21 protein-coding genes are annotated in these 25280 nt (G+C 65.0%); 11 read left to right on the top strand and 10 right to left on the bottom strand.

The genetic code is table 11. From position 1 onward, the window contains the following. Positions 1 to 5 precede the first annotated feature (5 nt). The 3 genes from QCE64_RS23545 to QCE64_RS23555 all read right to left on the bottom strand — a co-directional run bounded on the left by QCE64_RS23545 (position 6) and on the right by QCE64_RS23555 (position 3188). Positions 6 to 794 (bottom strand): ATP-binding cassette domain-containing protein, encoded by a 789-nt coding sequence (locus QCE64_RS23545; protein ID WP_309917219.1) that lies wholly within the window; start codon positions 792 to 794, stop codon positions 6 to 8. 10 nt (positions 795 to 804) lie between these two features. After that, the gene (locus tag QCE64_RS23550) at positions 805 to 1971 is read right to left on the bottom strand and encodes an ABC transporter permease (protein WP_309808965.1); all 1167 of its coding nucleotides are present in this window, start codon (positions 1969 to 1971) and stop codon (positions 805 to 807) included. Between the two features lie 164 nt (positions 1972 to 2135). Next, positions 2136 to 3188: a sugar ABC transporter substrate-binding protein gene (locus QCE64_RS23555; RefSeq protein ID WP_309808963.1), complete on the bottom strand. Its 1053-nt coding sequence runs from the start codon at positions 3186 to 3188 to the stop codon at positions 2136 to 2138. A 231-nt stretch (positions 3189 to 3419) separates the two neighbouring features. Here QCE64_RS23555 and QCE64_RS23560 point away from each other — a divergent pair, with 231 nt between their 5' ends. The 3 genes from QCE64_RS23560 to QCE64_RS23570 are packed head-to-tail and all read left to right on the top strand — an operon-like array spanning position 3420 to position 6302. After that, entirely contained in the window at positions 3420 to 4295 is an 876-nt protein-coding gene (locus tag QCE64_RS23560) for a MurR/RpiR family transcriptional regulator (RefSeq protein WP_309917213.1), read from the top strand. Further along, entirely contained in the window at positions 4285 to 5289 is a 1005-nt protein-coding gene (gene iolG, locus QCE64_RS23565) for an inositol 2-dehydrogenase (RefSeq protein ID WP_309917210.1), read from the top strand. The genes QCE64_RS23560 and iolG overlap by 11 nt, the downstream gene beginning before the upstream one ends. Continuing rightward, positions 5286 to 6302 carry a Gfo/Idh/MocA family oxidoreductase gene (locus QCE64_RS23570; protein ID WP_309917207.1) on the top strand — a complete coding sequence of 339 codons (1017 nt, stop codon included), beginning with the start codon at positions 5286 to 5288 and terminating at the stop codon, positions 6300 to 6302. The genes iolG and QCE64_RS23570 overlap by 4 nt, the downstream gene beginning before the upstream one ends. A 14-nt stretch (positions 6303 to 6316) precedes the next feature. On the opposite strand, the gene QCE64_RS23575 is transcribed toward QCE64_RS23570, so the two are convergent. Beyond that, on the bottom strand, positions 6317 to 6652 hold the full coding sequence (locus QCE64_RS23575; RefSeq protein WP_310006517.1) for an XRE family transcriptional regulator: 336 nt from the start codon (positions 6650 to 6652) through the stop codon (positions 6317 to 6319). Continuing rightward, positions 6649 to 7029 carry a type II toxin-antitoxin system RelE/ParE family toxin gene (locus QCE64_RS23580; protein WP_309930397.1) on the bottom strand — a complete coding sequence of 127 codons (381 nt, stop codon included), beginning with the start codon at positions 7027 to 7029 and terminating at the stop codon, positions 6649 to 6651. Before QCE64_RS23580 ends, QCE64_RS23575 begins: the two co-directional genes overlap by 4 nt. A gap of 323 nt (positions 7030 to 7352) precedes the next feature. Between QCE64_RS23580 and QCE64_RS23585 the strand changes: the two genes are divergently transcribed. Continuing rightward, on the top strand, positions 7353 to 7580 hold the full coding sequence (locus QCE64_RS23585) for a sulfurtransferase TusA family protein (protein WP_309808949.1): 228 nt from the start codon (positions 7353 to 7355) through the stop codon (positions 7578 to 7580). Positions 7581 to 7676: 96 nt separating this feature from the next. Here the strand turns inward: QCE64_RS23585 and galU are convergent, their stop codons facing one another. Both galU and QCE64_RS23595 read right to left on the bottom strand, forming a co-directional pair. Next, positions 7677 to 8558, bottom strand: coding sequence for a UTP--glucose-1-phosphate uridylyltransferase GalU (gene galU / locus QCE64_RS23590; RefSeq protein WP_309917199.1), 882 nt, complete (start codon positions 8556 to 8558; stop codon positions 7677 to 7679). 73 nt (positions 8559 to 8631) lie between these two features. Beyond that, positions 8632 to 11499, bottom strand: a complete 2868-nt coding sequence (locus QCE64_RS23595; protein ID WP_310006519.1) for a valine--tRNA ligase — start codon at positions 11497 to 11499, stop codon at positions 8632 to 8634. A gap of 173 nt (positions 11500 to 11672) precedes the next feature. Here QCE64_RS23595 and QCE64_RS23600 point away from each other — a divergent pair, with 173 nt between their 5' ends. The 5 genes from QCE64_RS23600 to QCE64_RS23620 all read left to right on the top strand — a co-directional run bounded on the left by QCE64_RS23600 (position 11673) and on the right by QCE64_RS23620 (position 17698). Continuing rightward, entirely contained in the window at positions 11673 to 14045 is a 2373-nt protein-coding gene (locus QCE64_RS23600) for a UvrD-helicase domain-containing protein (RefSeq protein WP_309917193.1), read from the top strand. After that, positions 14042 to 14794 (top strand): 5'-methylthioadenosine/adenosylhomocysteine nucleosidase, encoded by a 753-nt coding sequence (locus QCE64_RS23605; RefSeq protein ID WP_310006521.1) that lies wholly within the window; start codon positions 14042 to 14044, stop codon positions 14792 to 14794. Before QCE64_RS23600 ends, QCE64_RS23605 begins: the two co-directional genes overlap by 4 nt. 136 nt (positions 14795 to 14930) lie before the next feature. Continuing rightward, on the top strand, positions 14931 to 15218 hold the full coding sequence (locus tag QCE64_RS23610) for a hypothetical protein (RefSeq protein WP_309917187.1): 288 nt from the start codon (positions 14931 to 14933) through the stop codon (positions 15216 to 15218). Between the two features lie 14 nt (positions 15219 to 15232). After that, positions 15233 to 15700, top strand: coding sequence for a hypothetical protein (locus tag QCE64_RS23615; RefSeq protein WP_309917183.1), 468 nt, complete (start codon positions 15233 to 15235; stop codon positions 15698 to 15700). Between the two features lie 87 nt (positions 15701 to 15787). Beyond that, a complete protein-coding gene (locus QCE64_RS23620) occupies positions 15788 to 17698 on the top strand; it encodes a propionate--CoA ligase (RefSeq protein ID WP_310006523.1) in 1911 nt (636 codons plus the stop codon). Positions 17699 to 17760: 62 nt separating this feature from the next. Here QCE64_RS23620 and QCE64_RS23625 read toward each other — a convergent pair whose 3' ends face one another. Then, entirely contained in the window at positions 17761 to 19023 is a 1263-nt protein-coding gene (locus QCE64_RS23625; protein WP_309917176.1) for an MFS transporter, read from the bottom strand. Between the two features lie 340 nt (positions 19024 to 19363). On the opposite strand from QCE64_RS23625, the gene QCE64_RS23630 reads away from it, so the two are divergent. Next, positions 19364 to 21016 carry a methyl-accepting chemotaxis protein gene (locus QCE64_RS23630; RefSeq protein WP_309917173.1) on the top strand — a complete coding sequence of 551 codons (1653 nt, stop codon included), beginning with the start codon at positions 19364 to 19366 and terminating at the stop codon, positions 21014 to 21016. Between the two features lie 167 nt (positions 21017 to 21183). After that, on the top strand, positions 21184 to 21627 hold the full coding sequence (locus QCE64_RS23635) for a hypothetical protein (RefSeq protein WP_310006525.1): 444 nt from the start codon (positions 21184 to 21186) through the stop codon (positions 21625 to 21627). Positions 21628 to 21652: 25 nt separating this feature from the next. Here QCE64_RS23635 and QCE64_RS23640 read toward each other — a convergent pair whose 3' ends face one another. Next, positions 21653 to 23125, bottom strand: a complete 1473-nt coding sequence (locus tag QCE64_RS23640; protein ID WP_309808928.1) for an HDOD domain-containing protein — start codon at positions 23123 to 23125, stop codon at positions 21653 to 21655. A 145-nt stretch (positions 23126 to 23270) separates the two neighbouring features. Then, positions 23271 to 25163 (bottom strand): EAL domain-containing protein, encoded by a 1893-nt coding sequence (locus QCE64_RS23645; RefSeq protein WP_310006527.1) that lies wholly within the window; start codon positions 25161 to 25163, stop codon positions 23271 to 23273. Positions 25164 to 25280: the final 117 nt, after the last annotated feature.

Raw genomic sequence — 25280 nt, forward strand, 5'->3', positions numbered from 1 at the left:
GGTCCTCAGATCGTCGCGCCTTCGAGTTCGCTCATCATCTGCTGCATTTCGGCGCCGCCCGCCATCATGTCGAGCACTTCGTTCTTGCTGATGGTGTCCTTCGTGAAGGTGCCCATCGAGCGGCCGCGATTGAGCAGCGTGAACGAGTCGCCGATCGGATAGGCGTGGTGCACGTTGTGCGTGATGAAGATCACCGAGATGCCTTTCTCGCGCGCCTTGTGGATCAGCTTCAGCACGTTGAAGCTCTGCTTCACGCCGAGCGCAGCGGTCGGTTCGTCGAGAATCAGCACGCGCGCGCCGAAGTGGATCGCGCGGGCAATCGCGAGGCATTGCTTTTCGCCGCCGGACATCGTGCCGATCGGCTGATGCGGATCGCGCACGTTGATGCCCATCTCGGCCAGCTTGGCGCGCGAGGTCTCGGCGGCGAGATCGAGATCCATCACCGTGAAGACGCCGAAGCGCTTTTTCTGCGGCTCGCGACCCATGAAGAAATTGCGCGCCACGCTCAGCAGCGGCACCAGCGCGAGATCCTGGTACACGGTGGCAATGCCGAGATCCAGCGCGTCCTTCGGCGACTCGAAGCGGACCGGCTTGCCGTCGACGAGATAGTCGCCCGACGAGGGCGCGTGCACGCCCGCCAGCGTCTTGATGAGCGTGGACTTGCCGGCGCCGTTGTCGCCCAGCAGGCAGTGCACTTCGCCGCGCCTGAGCCGCAAGGTGACGCCGTTCAGCGCGATCACCTTGCCGAAGTACTTGCTGACGTTTTCGAGCGCGAGGATGTTGTCGTCATTCATGATGTCCTCCTCATTGGGCCTGCGACACGCGGCGGCGCACGTAGTGGTTGAAGAGCACGGCGAGCAGCAACATCACGCCGAGGAACACGCGGAACCAGTCGGAGCTCACGTTCGTGTAGGTGATGCCGATCTGCACGACGCCGAAGATCAGCGCGCCGAAACAGGCGCCGACCACCGAGCCGTAACCGCCCGTCAGCAGCGTGCCGCCGATCACGGCTGCGATGATCGCTTCGAACTCTTTCTGCAGGCCGCGATCCGCCGCGGCCGAGCCGATGTCGCACACTTGCAGCACCGCGAACAGGCACGAGCAGAACGCGGTGAGCACGAACAGCGAGATTTTCACGCGCCGCACCGGCACGCCGACATTCTTCGCGGCATTTGAATCGCCGCCGACGGCGAGGATCCAGTTGCCGTAGCGGGTCTTGGCGAGCACGAACGCGCAGACTGCCGCGAGCGCGAACCACCAGATGATGACCTTCGGAATGCCGGGCACGAGCGGTTCGCCGCTGTCGAGCAGCTTGCCGACGCCCATGTGCGCAAGCCACGTGAACACGCCGTGCAGCGCGACGCCATGGAACAGCGTGTTGGCGACGGGATCGCTCTGGGCGAGATCGCCGACGCCGGAGATGATGGTGCGGTCCGCGAACATGATCGAGAGCGCGAGCGTGAGGCCGCGCAGGATGAACAGGAACGCGAGCGTGACGATGAACGACGGCAGGCGCGTCTTCATCACGAGATAGCCGTTCAGCGCGCCGAGCAGCATCGACGTGACGAACGCGAACAGGATCGCGAGCGACAGCGGCCAGTGCAGATACACGGCGGGCAGCGCGACCATCATGCCGGCGAAGCCGATCATCGAGCCGATGGACAGGTCGAACTCGCCGGCGATCATCAGCAGACACGCGCCCACGGCGAGCAGCCCGAGATAGGCGGCGACCTGCGACCAGTTCATCACGCCGTCGAGGTTGAACATGCCCGATGAACCGGCGCCGAAGCCGAACACGAGGAACACGAGCACGGTGCCGGAGATGGCGGCGAATTCCGGGCGGTTGAGCAGATGGCCGAACCACGACTGGCGGCGCACGCGTTCGTCGGACGGCTTGACCGTGTCAGGTGTGTCGACGGTGTCCTGATGCGGGTTCGCGTGGGGAGGGTAATGCTTGCCGGCTACGCCCATGATGGCTCCTTGATGCTGACAACGACGCTGACGTCGAGACTGACTTCGATCCTGTGGCGAGTTGCGCGTCTCCAGCCGCGTCCATGAAGGGTGGCGGGGGAGACGGGTCGAGCGGATAAAAGCGGGCAGTCCAGGACGGCTGCCCGAAACAGGTCAGGTGACGGTCAACGATATTGACCGGCGTACTTCACGACCTTGTCGAGATTCTCCTTGGTGATGAAGCCCGGGCCCGAGCGGATATTCTTCGGGCCATACGAGGGCTGCAAACCGTAGGTTTCGAGGCGTGCCTTGAATTTCGGATTGGCTTCGAGGATCTGACGGATCTTCGCCGGATCGGTGGTGTGCTCCTTGTGAACCACCGCGAGCACCGCGACCGGAATGTAGCCCTGCAAGTAGGGCTGCTGGTCGATCGCGAACTTGATGGTGCCGTCCTTGATGCCCTTCGCGATGTCATCCGAGAAGTCGAAGGTCACGAAGTAGATCTTGTTTTGCAGGCCCATTTGCGTGACGGCCTTGAGCGTGGCCGAGGCGGGCGTCGGTCCGAGCGTCAGGATCGCCTGCGTGTCCGGATGGTTGCGCAGATAGGCGGAGACTTTCGACTGGATCTCGGTCGGGTCCTGGCCCGAGTCGATCGTCGAGGCCTTGTAGTCGATGCCCAGTGCATCCGCGAAGCCCTTGCAGCGATCGAAGGAAACCGTATTGGTGGCGATGTGGTTCACGCACAGGAACGACTTCACGCCCGCGGCCTTCGCCTTCTTGCCGGCCTCGTTGCCCGCCACATACTCCGGCTGGCCAATATGCATGATCGCGCCCAGTTGCGCGCTCTGTTCTTCCGTGCCGGAGTTGATCGTCACGAGCGGAATCTTCTTCGCCGTGACCTTGCTGATTGCGCTCTTCAGCACGTCGAAGTCCGCGATGGTGGTGATGACGCCGTCATAGTTGCGCGCCGCCGCCTGCTCGATCAGCCGCGACATGTCCGCGATGTCGCCGTTCGGCGGATTGCGGTAATCGGTCTGTACGTTGAAGTCCTCATCCGCCTGCTTGATCGCATTCTTGATCACGTTCCACCAGGAATCCGAGTCCGGCGCGTGACTGATCAACACGAACTTCGCGTCAGGCGCTGCCTGAGCAGGACTTGCCGACATCCACGCCGCGCTGCACAACGCAGCAGCAGCCGCCAGCGCGCGCAGCGCGGCCCGACCGTTGCAAAAGGTCATTGTCTCCACCTATCTCGGTTGTTGTCTGGTGTGATGTTTTGGCGAACGCGGCGCCGGGCTCTGACCGCCCGAACGTCGCGTTCAGGACCAAGAGTAGGTCAGTTTCCAAGCGTCTGCAATAGATATTTCACCCGCGATTCAAATGGAAAATACATTCCAAATTTGCTTCCGTCGTTCCTATAATCGGTTGCACGGCGCGCGGCATCCGGCGCGCATAACACGAGCGTGGACATGGAAGAGACCAGCAACGAAGTGCAGGGCGTCGAGGAACTGATGCAACGGATCACCGACGCCTACGATTCGCTGCCGCGTCAGTTGAAGAGCGTGGCGACGTATATCGAGCAGCATCGCAGCAGCGTGATGATGGACCGCACCAGCGACATCGCGGCCGCCTGCGGCGTGCATGCCTCCGCCGTGGTGCGTTTTGCGCAGCGCTTCGGCTTCTCGGGCTTTTCGGATTTGCAGGCCGTGTTCCGGCAGGCTTATGCGGGCGGTGAATCGCCGCAGAGCTATCAGGAGCGCATCCGCAAGCTGATCGACGAGAAAGCCGGCGAGGCGTCGGGCGTGTCGGTGGCGCGCGAGTTCATCGCGGCGAGCCGCACCGGCCTGTCCGAGCTCGAAGCCGGCCTCGATGACGCGCAGTTCGAAGCCGCTGTCGAGATGCTGTCGCAGGCGGAGAACATCTATGTGATCGGCGTGCGCCGGTCGTTCGCGGTGGCGAGCTACATCGTGTATGCGTTGCAGCACACGCGCAAGCGCGTGCATCTCATTTCAGGACTGGGCGGCATGTTCCGCGAACAGGTCCGCAGCGTGAAGAAGAGTGACGTGGTGATCGCGATCAGTTTCGCGCCCTACGGCAAGGAAACGCAGTATTGCGTGCGCGCCGCGCAGCATCACGGCGCGAAGACACTCGTCATCACCGACAGCCAGCTTTCGCCGCTCGCGCGTCACGCGAGCGCGAGTCTGTTCGTGAAGGAAGGCAGCGCGTTTGCGTTCCGTTCGCTCACGAGCACCATTTGCCTGTGCCAGGCGTTGTTCATCGCGCTCGCGTACCGGCTCGAATTGAACGTCGAGGAATCCAAGGAGACAAGCGGCTATGACGATTGACGTGGCGGTGTTCGGGGCAGGGCGCATCGGCAGGATTCACGCGGCGAATCTGGCGCGGCAGCCGGGCGTGCGGTTGAAGTATGTCGTCGATGTGAATCGCGAGGCGGCCGCCGCGCTCGCGAAGGAGCACGGCGCGATGGCCGCCGATATCGACGGCGCGATGGGCGATGCATCGGTCGGCGCGACGGTCATCTGTTCGAGCACGGATACGCATGCCGACCTGATCCTCGCCTCGGCGGCGCAACGCAAGCATGTGTTCTGCGAGAAGCCGGTGGATCTGACGGTCGACCGTGCGCGCGCGTGCGCCGACGCCGTGCAGCAGGCCGGCGTGGTCTGCATGATCGGCTTCCAGCGGCGCTTCGATCCGACCTTCTCGGCATTGAAGGCGCGCATCGATGCCGGCGAGATTGGCGAGCCCGAGATGCTGATCGTGACGAGCCGCGATCCGGGTGCGCCGCCTGTTGAGTACATCGCGCATTCGGGCGGCATCTTCAAGGACATGCTGATTCACGACTTCGATATCTTCCGCTGGATTCTCGACGACGAAGCCGACACGCTGCATGCCACCGGCAGTTGTCTCTCGGATCCGGCCATCGCCGAGGCCGGCGACATCGATTCGACCGCCGTCACGATCCGTACGAAGCGTGGCCGCTTGTGTCAGATCAACACGGCGCGGCGCGCGGCGTATGGCTACGATCAGCGCTTCGAATTGCTCGGCAGTCTGGGCATGCTGCAGGCGGGCAATGTGCGGCCGACTGAAGTCACGGCGTACACGGCGGCCGCGGTATCGAACGACAAACCCGAGGCGTTCTTTCTGGAGCGCTATCGCGCGGCGTATGCGGCCGAGATCGCCCATTTCTTCGATGCGATCAATCATGGCAAGCCGGTGCGCACGACCGTCGCCGACGGGCTGAAGGCGCTCGAACTCGCCGAAGCCGCCACGCTGTCCTGGCGTGAGAAGCGCATCGTCAGGCTTGGGGAGCAGGCCACATGAGCGCCGTGCGTTGCGGAATCGTGGGGTTGGGACGGCTGGGCCGCCGCCATGCGGACAATCTCGCGTGGCATGTGCCGGGGGCGCGGCTCGTCGCCGCGTGCAGCCCGGTGGAGGAAGAGCGCGCGTGGGCGCGGCAGCGGCTGCCCGAGACGGCGCTGCATGCGGACTACGATGCGTTGCTCGCCAGCCCGGATATCGATGCGGTGTGGCTCGTCACGCCGACCTCGCTGCATGCGACGCAGATCATCGCCGCGTTGCGCGCGGGCAAGCATGTGTTCTGTGAGAAGCCGCTGTCGCTGGACCTCGCGGAATGCGACGCGGTGATCGAGGAACATGCGCGTCATCCGCATCTGCACGTGATGATCGGCTTCGTGCGGCGCTTCGATGCGAGCTATCGCGATGCGTTCGATCAGGTGGCGCACGGTGCGATCGGACGGCCGTTCATGGTGCGTTCGCAGACCTGCGACATGAACGATCCTGATGGTTTCTTCGTGCGGTTTGCGCCGACGTCGGGCGGGCTGTTCCTCGATTGCAGTGTTCACGATATCGATCTCGCGCGCTGGCTGCTTGGTAATCCGAAGGCGAAGCGCGTGTATGCGAGCGGCACGATTGCGATTCACGAGGGCTTGCGGGCGTGCAATGACATCGATAACGGCGTGGGCACCATCGAGTTCGACGGCGGGCGGCTGGCGGTGCTGTATGCATCGCGGACGATGGCGCATGGGCACGATACGCAGACTGAGGTGATCGGCACGAAGGGGGCGTTGTCGGTGGGGCGCAATCCGCGGTTGAACCGCGTCGAGATCGCCGATGGGCACGGCATGCGCAATGCATGTACGCCGACGTTCTTCGAGCGCTTCGAGGACGCGTTTCTGCGCGAAGCGCGGGCGTTTGTGGGGATGTTGCGGGAGGGCACGCAGACGGGGCTCACGCTCGATGACGCGCGCGAGGCGACGCGCATCGGGGTGGCGTTGAGGCGGGCGTTCGAGGAGGGACGGGGGGTGGAGGTTTGAACTGGGGTTCGTTTCTAACCGATGACCAGCCTGACCGGTTTGCCCACTCTCGCCAGCATTTCGATGAGTGTGTCGATCGTAAATTTGCTTGATTTCTTGTTCACTACGTCCGAGACGCGGGGCCGCGTCACGTGCAGGATGTCTGCGGCTTCAGCCTGTTTCAAATGATGAGCTTCGATCCATAAGGCGAGTTCGCTCATCAACTGCTCTTTCAGTTCCAGCGTCTGACCGATCAAGGCCAGCGATTCGGCTTGGTAGTGTCGTGCTTCGTCCGGCGGGAAACCTAGCTCGACGAACAGGTTGGTGCCGGGTTTAGTTATGTGCCGAACGCTCGTATCCACTTTTTTCATGATGAGGTTTTCCTCTGGCTAGCAATCGCGCGGTAGCGCACCGTCGCAATCTCCTTATCCTTTTGAGACGTCTCCTGCGATTTCTTCTTGAAGCAGTGCAGCACATAGACCGCCTCCTCGAGTTTCGCCACGGACATCACGCAATACGCTCCGCTCGGGTCTCGGATACGGATCTTGCGTGCGCCAGGACCGAGGGCGTCGAAAGGCTTCCAGTCCTCCGGGTCGAGCCCAAACTGCGGACGACCGAGTTGAAAGCCGGCTTCGCGGCGCGCGGCTGCGGGGAAGTCAAGCAGGTCGTGAAATGACGAACCAAGCCAGCGGAGTGCTTTCTCCTGGTGCGTTGTATAAAAATTTATACGTAAACGGGCGATTTTCAAGCGGACACCCGAGTCGGACGTGATCAACTCACGCGGGACAGCAGGGAAGGGATGTGCCGATGACCGAGTCGGATTTATCGGGATTTCAGTACGGCATGAACGAGACAAATCTCAACCTGAAGGGAGAGGTTGAGCGAAAGGCGCAGCGATGTTGGTTGAGGCCTCAGGCATTGCCCATCAGCCTGCTGGTGGGCGAAGGAGGCGCGGCCGGAGGCGGCGGTATGCTTTTGCCCGGGATCGCCCACGGTGGACGGATGCCCACTACGTTAAAATCCTTCGATCAGAGCGCACTCACCCCAGCCACACACAAAGGTTCAATCGCGATGGAAGTTCACAAGGAAGTCGACGCGCGCGGGCTCAACTGTCCGTTGCCGATTCTGCGGGCGAAGAAGGCGCTCGCCGACATGACGAGCGGTCAGATCCTGAAGGTTTTGGCCACCGATCCGGGATCGCAGCGCGATTTCGCCGCGTTCGCCAAGCAGACAGGCAACGAGATTGTCGAGGCAACGGCGCAGGACAAGACGTTCGTCTTCCTCATGCGGCGGCGTTAAAAAGCCAGGACCGCAAGAAAGCAGAAGGCCCGTCACACCGTGACGGGCCTTTCATTTACAAACCGCTCAACCCACGCAAACCGCTCAACCGCGGCTTCAGCCTTCGAGAATCGGCGCGCGATTGCGCAGATACTCTTCGAATTCCGCCTTGACTTCCGGATGGCGCAGCGCGAATTCGACGGTCGCCTTCAGATAGCCCAGCTTGCTGCCGCAATCGAAACGCGTGCCGTGATACTTGTACGCGAGCACTTGCTCATCCGACAGCAGCGATTGAATCGCGTCCGTCAGTTGCAGTTCGCCGCCCGCGCCCGGCTTCAGCGCGCGGATGTGATCGAAAACACGCGGCTTCAGCACATAGCGGCCGACCACGCCCAGGTTCGACGGCGCCACCGCCGGCTCCGGCTTCTCGACAATGCCCGACAGCTTGAAGATGTTGTCTTCCCACTCCTTGCCGTCGATGATGCCGTACGACTTCGAGTCTTCCGGCGGAATCTCTTCGACGCCGATCACCGAGCTGTGATAGTGGTCGAAGACTTCGATCATCTGCGACATGACGGGCGGCTTGCCGTACAGCAAGTCGTCCGCGAGGATCACGGCGAACGGGTTGTCGCCCACCAGCTTCTCGGCGCACAGCACCGCGTGACCCAGACCGAGCGCTTCGGCCTGACGCACGTAGAAGCAATCGACATGGCTCGGCTTGATGCTGCGCACGAGTTCGAGCAGCTTGGCCTTGCCGCGCGCTTCGAGTTCGGCCTCGATCTCATAGGATTTGTCGAAGTGATCCTCGATGGCACGCTTGCTGCGGCCCGTCACGAAGATCATTTCGGTAATGCCGGCCGCCATCGCTTCCTCGACCGCATATTGAATCAGCGGCTTGTCAACGACAGGCAGCATTTCCTTCGGGCTGGCCTTGGTCGCGGGAAGAAACCGCGTGCCCAGACCCGCGACGGGGAATACCGCTTTGGTAACTTTTAGCATGTGATAACCCTGATCCTCTTAAAAACACTTGAACGTCGAGACAACTGAAGGGGCCCGAAATCCAGATCCCGAATCAAACAGCCATTCGCAATAATTGGGCCTGAAGCTTCGCAACCGTGGCTTCGTATTCTGCCAGCCTTTTCCGCTCTTGTTCCACGACAGCCGCCGGCGCTTTTGAAACAAAGCTTTCATTCCCCAGCTTCGCGTTACATTTGACGATTTCGGCGCTCAGACGGTCCACTTCCTTGCCGAGACGCTCGCGCTCGGCGGCGACATCGATCTCCACCTTCAGCACCAGCTTGCTGCCGCCAACGATCGCCACCGGCGCGCCGTGCGCCTCGCGGTCGAGCGCGGCTTCGTCGTCGATGATCTTCACCTCCGACAGACGCGCCAGCGCCGCGACATACGGCGCAAACGCAGCCAAGCGCGCCGCGTCGCCGTGCGCGAGCAGCGGCACCTTGGTGGCCGGCGACAGATTCATCTCGCCACGCAGATTACGACACGCATCGATGACACTCTTCAGTTCGGCTGCCCACTGTTCAGACGATTCATCGATCTTTTTCTGCTCGGCGCGCGGATAGGGCTGGGTCATGATCGACACTTCGCCTTCCTGCGCGTTTGCCGGGAAGGCGTCCGTCAGCGGTGCCACCTTCTGCCACAGTGCCTCCGTGATGAACGGAATGACCGGATGCGCGAGGCGCAGCACCGTCTCCAGCACGCGCAGCAAGGTGCGCCGCGTGGCCGTCTGCTGTTCCGGCGTGCCGGTCTGGATCTGCACCTTCGCCAGTTCCAGATACCAGTCGCAGTACTCGTCCCATACGAACTTGTAAATCGCGCTGGCGACGTTGTCGAAACGGTAATCCGCGAAACCCTTCTCGACTTCGGCCTCGGTGCGCTGCAGGAGCGAGATGATCCAGCGGTCCGCCTGCGAGTAATCCGTGTAGCCGCCGGGGCCGCAATCGCCCGGCTTGCACGCGCCGGGGTTCGCGAAGCCGCAGTCGTGGCCTTCGCAGTTCATCAGCACGAAACGCGTGGCGTTCCACAGCTTGTTGCAGAAATTGCGATAGCCCTCGCAGCGCGCGAGGTCGAAGTTGACGTTGCGGCCCAGCGTGGCCATCGACGCCATCGTGAAGCGCAGCGCGTCCGTGCCGAATGGCGCAATGCCTTCCGGGAATTCCTTGCGGGTCTTCTTCTCGATCTGCGCGGCGGCCTTCGGATTCATGAGGCCCGTGGTGCGCTTGGCGACCAGCTCTTCGAGACCGATGCCGTCGACGATATCGATCGGGTCGAGCGTGTTGCCCTTGCTCTTCGACATCTTCTGGCCTTCGGCGTCGCGCACCAGGCCATGCACATAGACGGTGTCGAAAGGCACCTTCCCGGTGAAGTGCGTGGTCATCATCACCATTCTGGCGACCCAGAAGAAGATGATGTCGAAGCCCGTCACGAGCACGGAGGAGGGCAGGAACGCCTTCAGTTCGGGCGTTTCGTTCGGCCAGCCGAGCGACGAGAACGGCACCAGCGCCGACGAGAACCACGTGTCGAGCACGTCCTCGTCGCGGCGCAGCGCGCCTGTGTAGCCTTGCGCGTCGGCTTCGGCGCGGGCTTCGTCTTCCGTCTTCGCAACGAAGATCTCGCCGTTCTCGCCGTACCACGCCGGAATCTGGTGGCCCCACCACAACTGCCGCGAGATGCACCAGTCCTGGATGTTCTCGAGCCACTGGTAATACGTGGTGGTCCAGTTCTCCGGAACGAACTTGATCTGGCCGCTGCGCACGACATCGAGCGAGGTCTCGGTGATGGACTTGCCCGGATTGAACGTGCCTTCCGGCGCGGCCTTGCTCATCGCGACGAACCACTGGTCGGTCAGCATCGGCTCGATCACCACGCCGGTGCGGTCGCCGCGCGGCACCATCAGCTTGTGCGGCTTGACGGATTCCAGCAGGCCGAGCGCTTCGAGATCCTTCACCACTTCCTTGCGGGCGTCGAAGCGGTCCATGCCGCGATACTTCGCGGGAGCGTTGTCGTTGATCTTCGCGTCGAGCGTGAGGATCTCGATCATCGGCAGCGTGTGGCGCTGGCCCACGGCGTAGTCGTTGAAATCGTGCGCGGGCGTGACCTTCACCACGCCGGTGCCGAATTCGCGATCCACATATTCGTCGGCGATGACCGGAATCTCGCGGTCGCATAGCGGCAGCACCACCGTCTTGCCGATCAGATGCTGATAGCGCTCGTCATCCGGATGCACCATCACGGCGGTGTCGCCGAGCATGGTCTCAGGCCGCGTGGTGGCGACCGTCAGATGACCCGAGCCGTCCGGCAGCGGATAGGAAATGTGCCAGAGGTTGCCGTTTTCTTCCTCGCTGACCACTTCGAGGTCCGAGACAGCGGTGCCGAGCACCGGATCCCAGTTCACCAGGCGCTTGCCGCGATAGATGAGGCCCTGCTTGTAGAGCGTCACGAAGACATCGCGCACGGCGGCCGACATCTTGTCGTCCATCGTGAAGTATTCGCGCGACCAGTCGATCGACGCGCCCAGGCGCCGCACCTGGTTCGTGATGGTCGAGCCCGACTGCTGCTTCCACGCCCACACGCGCTTGAGAAACGCCTCGCGGCCGAGGTCATGACGCGAGATGCCCTGGGCGTCGAGCTGGCGCTCGACCACGATCTGCGTGGCGATGCCCGCGTGATCGGTGCCCGGCACCCACAGCGTGTTCTCGCCGAGCATGCGGTGATAGCGCGTCAGGCCATCCATGATGGTCTGGTTGAACGCGTGCCCCATGTGCAGCGTGCCGGTGACGTTCGGCGGCGGCAACTGGATGGAGAAGTTCTTCGCGCCCTCCTTGAACGTGGGGGCGGCGTACCCGCGTCGTTCCCATTCCGGGCCCCATTGGGATTCGATCTGCTGAGGCTCGAAGCTCTTGGCAAGCGTGCTGTCGCTCATGGTGGAATCTGCCGAAAAATGCGTGAAAAGATGCGGAGAATCGCCAATTATAAGGTTCGGCACGGGCCATCGGACGAATTCGGCCGAGCGCGCCGCCCGTGCCCCCGAACGTCGCCGGCAGCGCGGTCTTATAATGACCGGCTTGCCTCGACCCCTCCGCGCCGCCTTTTTCCATGCCCGAACTGCTCGCCAACCTGAATCCCGAACAGCACGCCGCCGTGACGCTGCCCGACGAGTCCGCGCTCATTCTCGCGGGCGCCGGCAGCGGCAAGACGCGCGTCCTCATCACCCGCATCGCGTGGCTGATCCAGCAGGGCTATGCGTCGCCGCCCACGGTGCTGGCCGTCACCTTCACGAACAAGGCCGCGAAAGAAATGATGGCGCGGCTCTCGGCGCTGCTGCCCATCGACACGCGCGGCATGTGGATCGGCACGTTCCACGGGCTGTGCAACCGCATGCTGCGCGCGCATTTCCGCGATGCGGGCCTGCCGCAGGCCTTCCAGATCCTCGACACCGCTGATCAGCTGTCCGCCATCAAGCGGCTGATGAAGGGCCTGAATATCGACGACGAGAAGTATCCGGCCAAGAATCTCCAGTACTTCATCAACAATGCGAAGGAACAGGGGCTGCGGCCGAAGGACGTCGATGCCACCGACGACTTCAACCGCAAGTTCGTCGAGCTCTATCAGGCCTACGAGCAGCAATGCCAGCGCGAGGGCGTGGTCGACTTCCCGGAACTGCTGCTGCGCTGTTTCGAGCTGCTGGCGCACAATCCGCCGCTGCGCGCGCATTACCAGGCGCGCTTCCGCAATATCCTCGTCGACGAGTTCCAGGACACCAACAAGCTCCAGTACGCGTGGCTCAAGATGCTGGCGGGCGAGCACAACGCGATCTTCGCGGTCGGTGACGACGACCAGTCCATCTACGCATTCCGCGGCGCGAATGTCGGCAACATGCACGACTTCGAGCGCGAGTTCCGCGTGCGCAACCTGATCAAGCTGGAGCAGAACTACCGCTCGCACGGGCATATTCTCGACGCGGCCAACTATCTGATCGCCAACAACGCCAACCGGCTCGGCAAGAACCTGCGGACCGACGCGGGACACGGCGAGCAGGTGCGCGTCTACGAGGCGGCCACGGATTCGCAGGAAGCGGGCTGGATCGTCGAGGAAATCAAGGCGTTGATCCATGCGGGCGCGGCGCGCGGCGAGATCGCGGTGCTGTACCGGAGCAATGCGCAGTCGCGGACCATCGAGCACACGCTGGTGAACGCGGGCATTCCGTATCGCGTGTATGGCGGCCTGCGCTTCTTCGAGCGCCAGGAAGTGAAGCACGCGCTCGCGTATCTGCGCCTCATCGACAACCCGAACGACGACACCGCGTTTGCGCGCGTCGTCAATTTCCCGACGCGCGGTATCGGTGCGCGTTCCATCGAGCAGGTCGCCGACGCGGCGCGTCTCTATAACTGTTCGATGGCCGCCGCCGTGCCCTACGTCACCGGCAAGGCGGGTTCGAGCCTCGGCGCGTTCGCGACGCTGGTCGCGAAGATGCGCGCGGAGACGCAGCAGATGAGCCTGCCGGAAACGGTCGAGTACGTGGTGCGCGCGAGCGGTCTCGCGGCGTTCTACGAGACCGAGCGCGAAGGTCAGGACCGGCTGGAAAACTTGCAGGAACTCGTGAACGCGGCGGCGGCGTTCGTGAGCGAGGAAGGCTACGGTCTCGACACCCCGGCGCGTTCCATTCCGCTGCGCCCGGGCGCGACGGCGGCGCCGGAGATCGCGGCGGTGAGCGAAGACGGCGAGATCGAAGTGCTCGACGCGCCCGGCATCGCCGACCCCGCGCAGAATCCCGACACGATGACGCCGCTCGCGGGCTTCCTGTCGCATGCCTCGCTCGAAGCCGGCGACAACCAGGCGCAGGCCGGCCAGGACGCGGTCCAGCTGATGACCGTGCACGCGGCCAAGGGCCTCGAATTCATGGCGGTGTTCATCACCGGGCTGGAAGAAGGGCTGTTTCCGCACGAGAACAGCGCGCAGGAGTCGGACGGACTGGAGGAAGAGCGGCGCCTCATGTACGTGGCGATCACGCGCGCCAAGGAGCGGCTGTATCTGTCGTTCGCGCAGAGCCGCATGTTGCATGGCCAGACCCGCTACAACATCCGCTCGCGCTTCTTCGACGAACTGCCCGAAGGCACGCTCAAGTGGCTCACGCCGAAGGTCGAGGCGGGCGCGCGCTGGGGCGGCCGCTCCGACAACGCCGGCTGGGGCCGCGACTGGTTCGCGCGGCCCGGCCAGGAGCGCGGCGGTTCGTCGTATGCGCGCGACCAGCAGGCCTCGGGCGCGGCGTTGCCGTCGTTCGCCAACGAGCAGCGCGCCGCCGACGCCGGCTTCAAGGTCGGTCAGGCCGTATTCCACACGAAGTTCGGCGAAGGCACCGTGACTGCGCTGGAAGGCGCCGGCGGCGATGCCCGCGCGCAAGTGCGCTTCAAGCGCCACGGCGAGAAATGGCTCGCGCTGGCGGTCGCGAAGCTGCAGGCCGTCGAATGAAGCGGCTCGGCATCATGGCCGCGCTGCCGCAGGAACTGGGCGACCTGATCGCGCGGATGCAGGCGGCCGGCGATTTCCGCACGGTGACGCTCGGGCGGCGCGAGTATCACATTGGCCAAGCGCATGGCGTGCCGGTCGTCGTGACGCTGGCGCGCATCGGCAAGGTCGCGGCCGCCGCGACGGCCAGCGCGCTGATCCACGTCTTCGACGTCGATGCCATCGTCTTCACGGGCGTCGCGGGCGGCGTGCGGGGCGATGTCAACGTGGGCGACATCATCGTCGCGGATGCGCTGCTGCAACACGATCTCGACGCCTCGCCGCTGTTTCCGCGCTATGAAGTGCCGCTGCTCGAACGCGCGCGTTTCGAGCCCGATGCCGCGTTGGGCAACGCGCTTGCCGTCGCGGCCGCGTCGTTCGTGGCCGAACAGGGCGCCGCGCTCGCGGACCGCTTCGGCATCGCTGTGCCGCGCGTGCATCGCGGGCTGATCATCAGCGGCGATCGCTTCATCGCCAGCCATGACGCGCTGTTTGCCTTGCGCGACGCGTTGCCGGATGCGCTCGCCGTCGAAATGGAAGGCGCGGCGCTCGCGCAGGTCTGTTTCGAGCATGACGTGCCGTGCGCCGTCGTGCGCACCATCTCCGATACCGCCGACGCCGCCGCGCCCACCTCCTTCGTCGAGTTCCTGAGGGCGATCGCCGCGATCTGGTCGTCGGGTATCGTTGCGCGCTTTCTGCCCGCCAGCCGCTGAACGTTGCCCTGCTCTGGACGGGCAGGGCTTTCCCGCATTTCTCCCGGATTGGCCAAATCCCGCTTGTAGTTGAGAATGATTCTCAATACAATGACTTCCCAGAACCTGAGGCAACAAAACGGGAGGTCTCGAGACCATGACCAACGATTTCACCGCCATCGGTGCGGCGGGCGCGGCCAGCCCCGCCTGCGCGACGGACGAGCGGGAAACACGCAGTGATGCATGCGCCGTATCGGTGAATGCCGAGCGCGTGCTCGACACGACGCGCCGCGCGTGGAGCGAAGCCGCCGCAAACCCGGCGCAAGCCCATTCCGAGCGCCGCCCGAAACGCGCCGCGCAATCGAAACGGCGCGTGGTGCCGCGGCTTTCGCGCTGGCCGAGCCTGATCGCCGCATTGAACTACTGGAGTCCGAAACCGCTGTGAATGCCGCCGATTCCGTGACGAGATCCGTCGAAATTCCGTCGCTCGTGCTCGACGAGCGTTTCTTCGACACCAGCCGTTTTCCGTTCGTGCGGCTGCGGCCGCGCGCTGTGCGGACCGGGTATGCGTTCGCGTGGAGCGCGCAGATGAGCCGCCTGCTGGCGCTCGCGACGCCGTTCGTGCTGGCCGTCGAGCACGACGAGCGCGAGTCCGCCGACGACGCGCGCCTGCGCGCCGCGTGGATGCGCACCCATCGCGCGGTGCTTGCCACGTTCTGCCGTGGGCTGATCGTCGTGGAGCCGCGCATCGAGGCGCGCGCGACGACCCGCGAAAAGCAGCGCGCGCTGACCGAAGGCTGCGGCGTGCGCACGGTCGTCGTGTCGAGCCTGCGGGTGGCGGGCGAACTCGCGCCCGTGCTGCTCAAGCATTCCGCGCCCGCGGCGGCGCCGTTCCCCGCGACGCGCGCGCGCAGCAAGGCGCTCTGAAGCGCGCCGCGCCCGGAACCGATCAGGGCGCGCCCTGTCTAGCAGGGGTTTTACGGCTGCTCTATCCTGAGGAGCCAAAAAGCCGCCTTGCAGAGGACGACGCGCATGCCGAGTTACCGAGAAGCGTATCGCCGGTCGATCGAGCAACCTGAAGACTTCTGGGCCGAACAGGCCCGCCGCATCCACTGGCAGACGCCGTTCGAGCAGGTGCTCGACCGGAGCCGTCCGCCGTTCGCGCGCTGGTTCGTCGGCGGCCGGACCAATCTCTGTCATAACGCCGTCGACCGCCATCTGGCCTCGCGCGCGGAGCAGGACGCGCTGGTGTACGTATCGACGGAAACGGGCATCGAGCGCCGCTATACCTACGCCGAGTTGCATGCCGAAGTGAATCGCATGGCGGCCGTCATGCGTTCCCTGCACGTGAAGAAGGGCGATCGCGTGCTGATCTATCTGCCGATGATCCCCGAAGCGCTTTTCGCGATGCTCGCCTGCGCGCGTCTCGGCGCGATTCATTCGGTCGTGTTCGGCGGCTTCGCGGCGCCGAACCTGGCCGCGCGCATCGACGATGCCGAGCCCGCGCTCATCGTCACGGCGGATGCCGGCGCGCGCGGCGGCCGGGTGATCGACTACACGCCGCTCGTCGACGAGGCGCTCTCGCGCGCGCAGTTCAAGGTGCCGCAGGTGCTGCTGATCGACCGGCAACTGGCGCCGGAGCGTCTGCAAGCGAGCTATCTCGTCGCCTACGAACCACTGCGCGAGCGTTACTTCGACGCCCACGTGCCGTGCGAATGGCTCGAATCCAACGAGCCGTCGTACGTGCTCTACACCTCCGGCACGACCGGCCGGCCAAAAGGCGTGCAGCGTGACGTCGGCGGCTATGCGGTGGCGCTCGCCGCGTCGATGGAGCACATCTTCGAAGGCCAGCCCGGCGACACGATGTTCACCGCCTCCGACATCGGCTGGGTGGTGGGACACAGCTACATCATCTATGCGCCGCTGATCGCCGGCTGTACGACCGTCATGTACGAAGGCACGCCCATCCGTCCCGACGGCGGCATCTGGTGGCGGCTCGTGCAGCAGTACGGCATCAATCTGATGTTCACCGCGCCCACCGCGATCCGCGTGCTCAAGAAGCAGGACCCGGCGCTGATGGAGCGTTACGACCTGTCGAGCCTGCGCACGCTGTTCCTCGCCGGCGAGCCGCTCGACGAACCCACCGCGCACTGGATCCAGGACGCGCTGCACAAGCCCGTCATCGACAACTACTGGCAGACCGAAACCGGCTGGCCGATGATCGCGATCCCGCGCGGCATCGAGGCCTTGCCGTCGAAGCTCGGTTCGCCGGGCGTGCCGTCGCTGGGTTTCGGGCTCAAGCTGCGCAACGAGGCAACCGGCGACGAATGCGCGCCGGGCGAAAAGGGCGTGGTCACGCTGGACTATCCGCTGCCGCCGGGCTGCATGCAGACCGTGTGGGGCGACGACCAGCGTTTCGTCGATACCTACTGGAACAGCGTGCCGAACCAGCTCGTCTACTCGACCTTCGACTGGGGCGTGCAGGACGAAGACGGCTATGTGTCGATCCTCGGACGCACTGACGACGTGATCAATGTCGCGGGCCATCGGCTGGGAACGCGGGAGATCGAGGAAGCGCTGTCGGCGCACGCGGCGGTCGCGGAGGTGGCGGTGGTCGGCATCGCCGATGCGGTCAAGGGACAGGCGGCGGCGGCTTTTGTCGTGCTGCGCGACACGGCGTGCATCGAGGCGCCGGGCGCGCGCGACGGGATGGAAGCCGAGTTGTGCCGCGCGGTGGATAGGCAACTGGGCGCGATCGCGCGTCCGGCGCGTGTGCACTTCGTGACGATGCTGCCGAAGACGCGCTCGGGCAAGCTGCTGCGCCGCGCGATTGCGGCGCTGGCGGAAGGGCGTGATCCGGGCGAACTGCCGACCATCGAAGATCCGGGCGCGCTGGCGCAGGTGCGGGAGGCGCTGGGCTCCTGAGGCGCCAATGCAAACGGCGGGCGCAAGCGCCCGCCGTCATCAGCACGCATCAACCGCGTCAATCAAGCCTTCGCATGCTCGTCATGCGTCTTCGGGAGCAGCACCGTCAGCACGCCGATCAGCGGCAGGAACGCGCAGACCTTGTAGACGAACTCGATGCTCGTCGCATCGGCCAGCTGGCCGAGCACGGCGGCGCCCACGCCGCCCATGCCGAACGCAAAGCCGAAGAACAGGCCCGCGACCATGCCGACCTTGCCGGGAATCAGCTCGGTCGCATACACCAGGATGGCCGAGAACGCCGACGCCAGCACCAGCCCGATGATCACCGACAGCACGCTGGTCCAGAACAGGTTCGCATAGGGCATCAGCAGCGTGAACGGTGCGACGCCGAGAATCGACACCCAGATCACCGCCTTGCGTCCGACCTTGTCGCCGATCGGCCCGCCAACCACCGTGCCCGCCGCGACCGCCGCGAGGAACACGAACAGATGGATCTGCGCCGACTGCACCGACAGCCCGAACTTGTTGATCAGATAGAAGGTGAAGTAGCTGTTGATGCTCGCGAGGTAGAAGTACTTCGAGAACACGAGCAGCACGAGCACGCTCATTGCCATGATGACGGTCTTGCGCGGCAGCGTGGCGTGCTGCACCTGCGCGCGGCCTTTCTTCGTGGCGGGATGACGCTTGTACCAGCGGCCGATGTTGGCCAGCACGAACATCGCGACCAGCGCCGCCGCCGAGAACCACGCAATGCTGCGCTGGCCGTGCGGAATGATGATGAGCGCGGCAAGCAGCGGTCCGAGCGACGAACCCGCATTGCCGCCCACCTGGAACAGCGACTGCGCGAGGCCGTGCTTGCCGCCCGAGGCCATGCGCGCCACCCGCGACGATTCCGGATGGAACACTGACGAGCCGCAGCCGACCAGCGCCGCCGCCACCAGCAGCATGCCGAAGCTTCCCGCCACTGACATCAGCAGCAGCCCCGCCAGCGTGAAGCCCATGCCCACCGGCAGCGAGTAAGGCTTGGGATGCTTGTCGGTATAAAGCCCGACGAGCGGCTGCAGCAGCGACGCGGTGATCTGGTAGGTCAGCGTGATGAGGCCGATCTGCCCGAACGAGAGCGCGAACTCGCTCTTGAACATCGGGTAGATGGCCAGGATCAGCGACTGGATCATGTCGTTCAGCAGATGCGAGAAGCTGATTGCGCCGAGTACCGAATAGACGGTGCGCTGCGCGGCGGCCACGGGCTTGGCCGTCTGGGTATCGGAAGTGCCGGCCGTCGCGCCGGCGGGCGACAACGCGCCCTTGTCGATGCTGGTTTGCATGGTGAATGGCTGAGGTAAGCGGAATCGTCTCTGTTTTTGTTGTTTCAAGTCGGCCATTTATGCGCTGACTGAATTTCTGACAAGTGTAGGCTGTCCCCGACGCGTTGTCCTGCCAAGCTTTGTCGCGAATCAGACAGCTTGATGCACCGCAATCGATCATTCTGCTGACAAAAAGCATTTTTGGCACGCTATAACCGTATGAAGCGGCAGCGAACGCCTGTTCGCTATCCGCAGAAGCTCGGCTCAAGAAAGCCGGCCAACTGCCGTACTACCGGCGGGACCAGAACCGGACGCGCCACACGACGGCACCGTCCGCAGACCATCAGCGGGGATTCAATCGATGAAACTGTTTTCGCTACGCGGCGCACGGACCGCGGGCTTTCCGGCGGGCGCCCAGCGCGCATCCTCCACGGCCACGGCCCAGCCACGCGGATTGTCCGTCAAGGCGTCGCTCAGGCTGGCGTTCGGCGTGGTCCTCGCGGGCACGCTCGTCATCGGCGCACTGGCGCTGACCCAGATCAGCCGCCTCAACGGCTCGACCGAATCGATCTACACGCAGGGCTATGTCGCGAGCCGCGCCGCCGAGGAAACGCGTGGCTATCTGCTGCGCGCGAGCCGCTCGCAGAAGATGCTGCTCACTGCCAGCACCGCGAAAGAGCGCGACGACCTCGGCGCGGAAATCGAGCAGGCGCTTGCGGGCATCGGCCGGGAACAGGCGCAACTGGCGCAGTATGTCGATCACGGCGACCACGACGCACTCGCGCAGCAGAAGGCTTTCGCCGGCGCCGTCGGCACCTGGAGCAACAACCTGCGCACCTTCGTCAAGCTCGTGAAGGAACAGCCGCTCGATCTGTCGCAGATGAACTGGCAGGTCGGCACGCAGGACGTGTCGCTGCTGGTCGAGACCGGCAAGCTCGAAAAGCGCGTCGACGAACTCGTCGCGCGTCGGGGCGCCGCCGCGCGCGCCACCATCGATGCCGCCGCGTTCATCTTCCATTCGTCGTTCGTGATGGTGTCCGTGCTGACGCTCGCGCTGTGCGCGCTCGCGATCTGCGTCTCCGAATGGGTCGTGCGGCGGCTCGCCGGACAGCTCGGCGGCGAACCTGCTTACGCGAAGGACATCGCGCGGCGCATCGCGGCGGGCGACCTGGCCCACGAAATCAGGCTCCGGCGCCGCGACGACGACAGCATGCTGCACGCGCTCGCCGACATGCGGGCCGGCCTCTCGGCGACCGTCGGCGACATCGCAGCCAGCGCGGAGGCGATCGCTTCGGCATCGAGTGAGATCTCGACCGGCAACGTCGACCTGTCGCGCCGCACGGAAGAACAGGCGGTCGCGCTGGAAAAGACCGCGACCAGCATGGAGCAGCTCACCTCGACCGTGCGTCAGAACGCCGACAACGCCATGCAGGCGAGCACGCTGGCGCAGAGCGCGTCGGAGATCGCGGAGAAGGGCGGCGCGGTGGTGAACCGCGTCGTCGAGACGATGCAGCGGATCGATGCGAGCGCGAAGAGCATCGGCGACATCATCGGCGTGATCGAGGGCATCGCGTTCCAGACCAACATCCTCGCGCTGAACGCAGCCGTCGAGGCGGCGCGCGCGGGCGAACAGGGACGCGGCTTTGCGGTCGTCGCGGGCGAGGTGCGCAGCCTGGCGCAGCGTTCGTCGTCGGCGGCGAAGGAGATCAAGGGCTTGATCGACACGTCGGTGTCGCGCGTGTCCGACGGCTCCACTTACGCGCAGCAAGCCGGCACGACAATGGAAGAGGTCGTGCGCGCGGTGCGCCGCGTCACCGACATCATGGGCGAGATTTCGGCGGCGTCGGCCGAGCAGAAGACGGGCATCGAGTCGATCGGCGACGCGGTCTCGAAGATGGACGCCGGCACCCAGCAGAACGCGGCGCTGGTGGAGCAGGCGGCGGCCGCCGCGCAATCGCTCGACGACCAGGCGCGCGCGCTCAAGGCGCTGGTCGGCAAATTCCAGCTGGCCTGACGCGGCCGGTGGAACAAAGCACGATAGAATCGCGGACGGGCGCGGCAGGGCGCCCGTTCTCGCGAAAGTCCTACGCACCTGACCACGACGTACCGTCACCCTGGATCGAACCGCAACGTCGAACCTTTTCAGCCGCAGCGAGAACGGCGCCATAAAGGAACAACGTCATGTGGTCTACATCCTGTCCCATCGCTGCCCCCGCATCCCATGGCAACTACTTGCGCGAACACGCGCGACGCCTGCTGCGCCTCGCCCGCGACGGCGACACGAGCGCGTCCATGCCGGTGCTGCGCCGCCTGCTCGCGGCGCGCATCCTGCCGGCCGGCGGCCTCGCTCAGCTCCACGCGCGGCGCGCGGACCTGCAACTGAAACACCTGCTTGCGTTGATCGCCGCCGAACTGGGCTACGCGAGCTGGGACGCGTGCAAGGCCGCGATCGACACGCAGCCGGATGCGGTCATCGACCGCTACCGGCTCGACGCCGGCGCGTTCAACGACTTCGAGAAGAACTGGTTTGCGAACGAGGCGGAAGCGCTCGACTGGCAGCGCGCCCACGGCGGCTATGTCGTGCGATACGGCGAGCAGGCCGTGGCGATCCTGAAAAGGGAATAACGCGCGTCCGGAGAGAGAAGCCGCTTCAGATCAGCTCGACTTCCTTCCAGTTGGCGCCGAGGAAGAAGCGGCTCAGTTCCTTCGTGAGGCCGTTCAGCGCGCTCATTTCAGGCGGCGAGATCTTGCGCACGTGCTGCGGATGCGTCCAGTCGCCATAGATGAGCGCGATGGTGGAATCGTTCGACTTCACCGGCAGCAGCACGAACGCCTGCGCTTCGCCGAGCGTGTCCTTGTACCAGCGCGGCAGGCGCGCGTCGATGCGGGCGTCGTGCGCGTTCTCGATGAAGATGCCCACCGGATTGCTGATGGCGAGATGGAATACGTCGGGCCGGAAGTCGGCGGAGAAGCGCAGTGCCGGCAACATCGGCTCGACGCCGCTGCCGAGCCCGAGCCGCGCATGGAATTCGTTGTTGGCCTGGCGCACGAAGACCACGGTGCGCGACAGATGCAGGCTCGCCATGATCGATTCGGAGACCAGCGCGAGCGCCGGCCCCAGCGCATTCCGGGTCGGCAGCGCGCGTAAATCCTCGATGCTCGCGCCGATGCGCGCCTCCGCCGAAATCTTCGCGCGCGCCATGGCGTCGGCGTTGGCCTGCAGTTCGGAGATCTCGCGGATCACGCCGTCGCTGGCTTCCTCGCTGGCGAGCGCGAGGCTCATCGAGGTGAGGAGTTCGGCGTCGGTGTTGAGCGCGCCGGCGTAGCGGCTGGAGATGTCGAAGACCACCGACTCGCGCCCTTCCGACGCCACGTTCTGCGCGGTGAGGGCGTCGGCGACTTCAGTGGAATAGTTCGAGATGGCGCGCAGCCAGCGCACGTGCTTCGGCACGGTTTCATCGACGGGCGCGTTCGGGTCGGTGGCGCGCATGCCTTCGCGGATGGTCTCCGGCAGGCGCCAGCGGTCGGCGGCCTCGAGGCCGATTTCATCGAAGGTCACGCCCAGCAGCGCCGCGCACGCCGCGCTGTCCGGGATGTTTTCCGACGCGGCCTTGCGGCGCAGCTGATCCCACTCGTGTTCCAGGTAGAACGCGACGAGCAGCTTGCCGATCTGCCGCATCAGCGTGCAGACCACGGCTTCCTCGGCGGAGCGCAAATCCTTGTGTTCGGTGAGCTGGCGCGCGACCGCGCCGGACAGCAGGGTGCGGTTGAGTTCCAGCTTGGCGTCGATACGGCGCGGCGCGCTCTGATGGAAGTGGTCGACGATCTTCAGTCCCACCACGAGATGACCGACGGCGTCCATGCCGAGGACCATCAGCGCGCGCGTGACGGTGGTGATGTTGCCGCCGAACGCGACGTACATCGCGGAATTGGCGAGGCGCAGCACCTTCTGCGTGAGGCCGACGTCCGACAGCACGACTTGCACGAGGGACGTGAAGTCGAGGTCGTCATCGCTCATGGCGGACACGGTCGAGCGCAGCGCCTGCGAGAGCATGGGGAAATCCCCGCGCTCGCTCATGCGCGACCACAACTTGTCCAATAGTTCGGCCTTGGTGCGTGCCATTGCTAAAAATAAGAACCCTGCGTTACGCGACGGCTATCCCGAGGCGGTCCAGCACCTACAATCCCAGCACCCGATAACGAAATTTACACGTTATTAGGGGGTTACGGCGCGTTCCTCAATCGGAACGCGAACAAAGGGGCGCGCTTCATGCCTCGTACAACACCAGCGAGTTCGACTGGAAAGAGCGGGCCAGTTCGTCCGACGGCAGCGCATGGCTGATCAGCCAGCCCTGGATGTGATCGCATCCGAGCTCGGCCAGCAGATCGCGCTGCGCTTCCGTCTCGACCCCTTCGGCGACCAGTTCGAGCCCGAGCGATTGCGCGAGCCCGACCACGGCGCCGACGATCGCACGGTTGTTGCGCGAGGTAACAATGTTCTCGACAAAGCTGCGGTCGATCTTGAGCTTGGAAAGCGGAAAACGCTGCAAATAGGCGAGGCTCGAATAGCCGGTGCCGAAGTCGTCGACGGCGAAGCGGATACCGACCGCGGTCAGCGCCTCCAGCAGGCCCGTCGCTTCTTCCGGATCGTGCATCAGCAGGCTCTCGGTGATTTCGAACACGAGCCGCCGGGCGTCGATGCCGGTGAGCGCCAGCGCCTCCTGCACGGCCGCCGTGAAGCGTTTGTCGCGGAACTGCTGCGGCGACACGTTCACCGAGACATAGTCGAGCCGGATGCCGATCGCGTCCCACTGCACGATCTGCATGCAGGCGGCCTTCAGGACCCAGTTGCCCAGATAGTTGATCAGGCCGATCGATTCCGCGAGCGGAATGAAGGTCGAGGGCGGCACCAGTCCGTGCACCGGATGATTCCAGCGCATCAGCGCCTCCACGCCCACCACCGCGCCGGTCAGGATCTTCGTGATCGGCTGGAAGTAGAGCGAGAACTCGCCGTTGCGCACGGCTTCGTACAGGTCGGCTTCCAGCTTAAGGCGCTCGGCGTCGGCGGGGTTGTCGTCGAGCGTGTGGAACACGAGCGCGTTGCCGCCCGCTTCCTTGGCTTGCGCGAGCGCGTGATCGGCCATGCGCAGCAGGCTCGTCTGCACGTTGCTGCGCGCGTTCTTGCCCGTCTGGTCCGGATACAGCGCGACGCCCACGCTCGCCGACAAGTGCGTATGCTGCCCGCGATGCCGGTACGGCTGCGCGATCGCGGTAAGAAGACGGCGCCCGAGCGCTTCGGCGAGTTCGGGCGTGGTGCCGGGCGGCAGCAGCACGGCGAATTCGTCGCCGGCCACGCGCGCGACGCGCTCGCCGTGGCTCGCCGTGTGCTGGACGCGGCGCGCCGTTTCGCGCAGGAGTTCGTCGCCGGCGTCGTAGCCGAGGGCGCGGTTGATGCGCTGATAGTCGTCGATGTCCAGCAGCACCAGACCCGCGTGCGTGCGCATCGCCTCGGCTTCGGCCTGCGCCGCGCCGATCGCGGTCTTCAGCGCGGTCAGGTTCTCGAGTCCGGTCAGCGGGTCGTGATGCAGCCGATGGTTGAGCTCGGCCTCGCGTTCGCGCCAGTGGGACACGTCGAAGGCGGCCAGCGCGAAGCCCGGCGTGCCGCGCCCGGCCGTCGAGATGAGCCGCAGCTCGACGCAGATCGGATAGGTCAGCGACTTGACCACCGTCAGCACCGCCGACTCGAGCCGGCCGCTCGCGCGCGCCCGGGCGACGAGCGCATGCAGTTCGTCGGCCTCCTCGGAGGCGACGAGATCGTGCAGGGTCAGCATGCTCAGGTAGTCGCGGTGATAACCGATGAACTCGATGCTCGCGTCCGACACATATTGGAAGCGCAACGCGTCGTCGAGCTGGGCGAGGAAATCGACGGCGCCGAGCATGGCTTCGGGCGCCGGTGAAACGGGCGTGGCGTGGGGCACTTCTGCGGTGGCGGGTACGGCGGCACGTGCGTCGGCGTTCATGGCCGCGGGGGCCAGCGGCGCTTCGGCCGGCGCGGCGTGTTCCTGGCGCTCGCGCGCGGCACTTCCCCAGGCGCGTGACAGCGCATCGAGCGCGATGCGCCACGGTGCGCGGCGGGAGGCGGTGATCCGGTTCGCTTGCATGATTTCAATGGGGTTCGGGCGGCGGCGCGCGTGTCCGGCAAGGACGGCGCGCTCACGCAGGGCTCGCGTCTGCCGCCGGGGGTGTGCCGGAACGGGCGCGGCACGCTTTATCAGGCG

Origin of the sequence: Caballeronia sp. LZ043, assembly GCF_031451075.1 — a bacterium.
In the GTDB taxonomy this organism is placed as follows: domain Bacteria; phylum Pseudomonadota; class Gammaproteobacteria; order Burkholderiales; family Burkholderiaceae; genus Caballeronia.

Excerpts from the sequence above, each read along its gene's own strand:
- QCE64_RS23585 (WP_309808949.1), top strand. The coding sequence starts at position 7,353 with ATGGAAGTTCACAAGGAAGTCGACGCGCGCGGGCTCAACTGTCCGTTG.
- QCE64_RS23645 (WP_310006527.1), bottom strand. The coding sequence starts at position 25,163 with ATGCAAGCGAACCGGATCACCGCCTCCCGCCGCGCACCGTGGCGCATC.
- QCE64_RS23575 (WP_310006517.1), bottom strand. The coding sequence starts at position 6,652 with ATGAAAAAAGTGGATACGAGCGTTCGGCACATAACTAAACCCGGCACC.
- QCE64_RS23600 (WP_309917193.1), top strand. The coding sequence starts at position 11,673 with ATGCCCGAACTGCTCGCCAACCTGAATCCCGAACAGCACGCCGCCGTG.
- QCE64_RS23570 (WP_309917207.1), top strand. The coding sequence starts at position 5,286 with ATGAGCGCCGTGCGTTGCGGAATCGTGGGGTTGGGACGGCTGGGCCGC.
- QCE64_RS23595 (WP_310006519.1), bottom strand. The coding sequence starts at position 11,499 with ATGAGCGACAGCACGCTTGCCAAGAGCTTCGAGCCTCAGCAGATCGAA.
- QCE64_RS23550 (WP_309808965.1), bottom strand. The coding sequence starts at position 1,971 with ATGGGCGTAGCCGGCAAGCATTACCCTCCCCACGCGAACCCGCATCAG.
- iolG (WP_309917210.1), top strand. The coding sequence starts at position 4,285 with ATGACGATTGACGTGGCGGTGTTCGGGGCAGGGCGCATCGGCAGGATT.
- QCE64_RS23560 (WP_309917213.1), top strand. The coding sequence starts at position 3,420 with ATGGAAGAGACCAGCAACGAAGTGCAGGGCGTCGAGGAACTGATGCAA.
- QCE64_RS23605 (WP_310006521.1), top strand. The coding sequence starts at position 14,042 with ATGAAGCGGCTCGGCATCATGGCCGCGCTGCCGCAGGAACTGGGCGAC.
- QCE64_RS23545 (WP_309917219.1), bottom strand. The coding sequence starts at position 794 with ATGAATGACGACAACATCCTCGCGCTCGAAAACGTCAGCAAGTACTTC.
- QCE64_RS23640 (WP_309808928.1), bottom strand. The coding sequence starts at position 23,125 with ATGGCACGCACCAAGGCCGAACTATTGGACAAGTTGTGGTCGCGCATG.
- QCE64_RS23635 (WP_310006525.1), top strand. The coding sequence starts at position 21,184 with ATGTGGTCTACATCCTGTCCCATCGCTGCCCCCGCATCCCATGGCAAC.
- QCE64_RS23625 (WP_309917176.1), bottom strand. The coding sequence starts at position 19,023 with ATGCAAACCAGCATCGACAAGGGCGCGTTGTCGCCCGCCGGCGCGACG.
- QCE64_RS23610 (WP_309917187.1), top strand. The coding sequence starts at position 14,931 with ATGACCAACGATTTCACCGCCATCGGTGCGGCGGGCGCGGCCAGCCCC.
- QCE64_RS23555 (WP_309808963.1), bottom strand. The coding sequence starts at position 3,188 with ATGACCTTTTGCAACGGTCGGGCCGCGCTGCGCGCGCTGGCGGCTGCT.
- QCE64_RS23630 (WP_309917173.1), top strand. The coding sequence starts at position 19,364 with ATGAAACTGTTTTCGCTACGCGGCGCACGGACCGCGGGCTTTCCGGCG.
- galU (WP_309917199.1), bottom strand. The coding sequence starts at position 8,558 with ATGCTAAAAGTTACCAAAGCGGTATTCCCCGTCGCGGGTCTGGGCACG.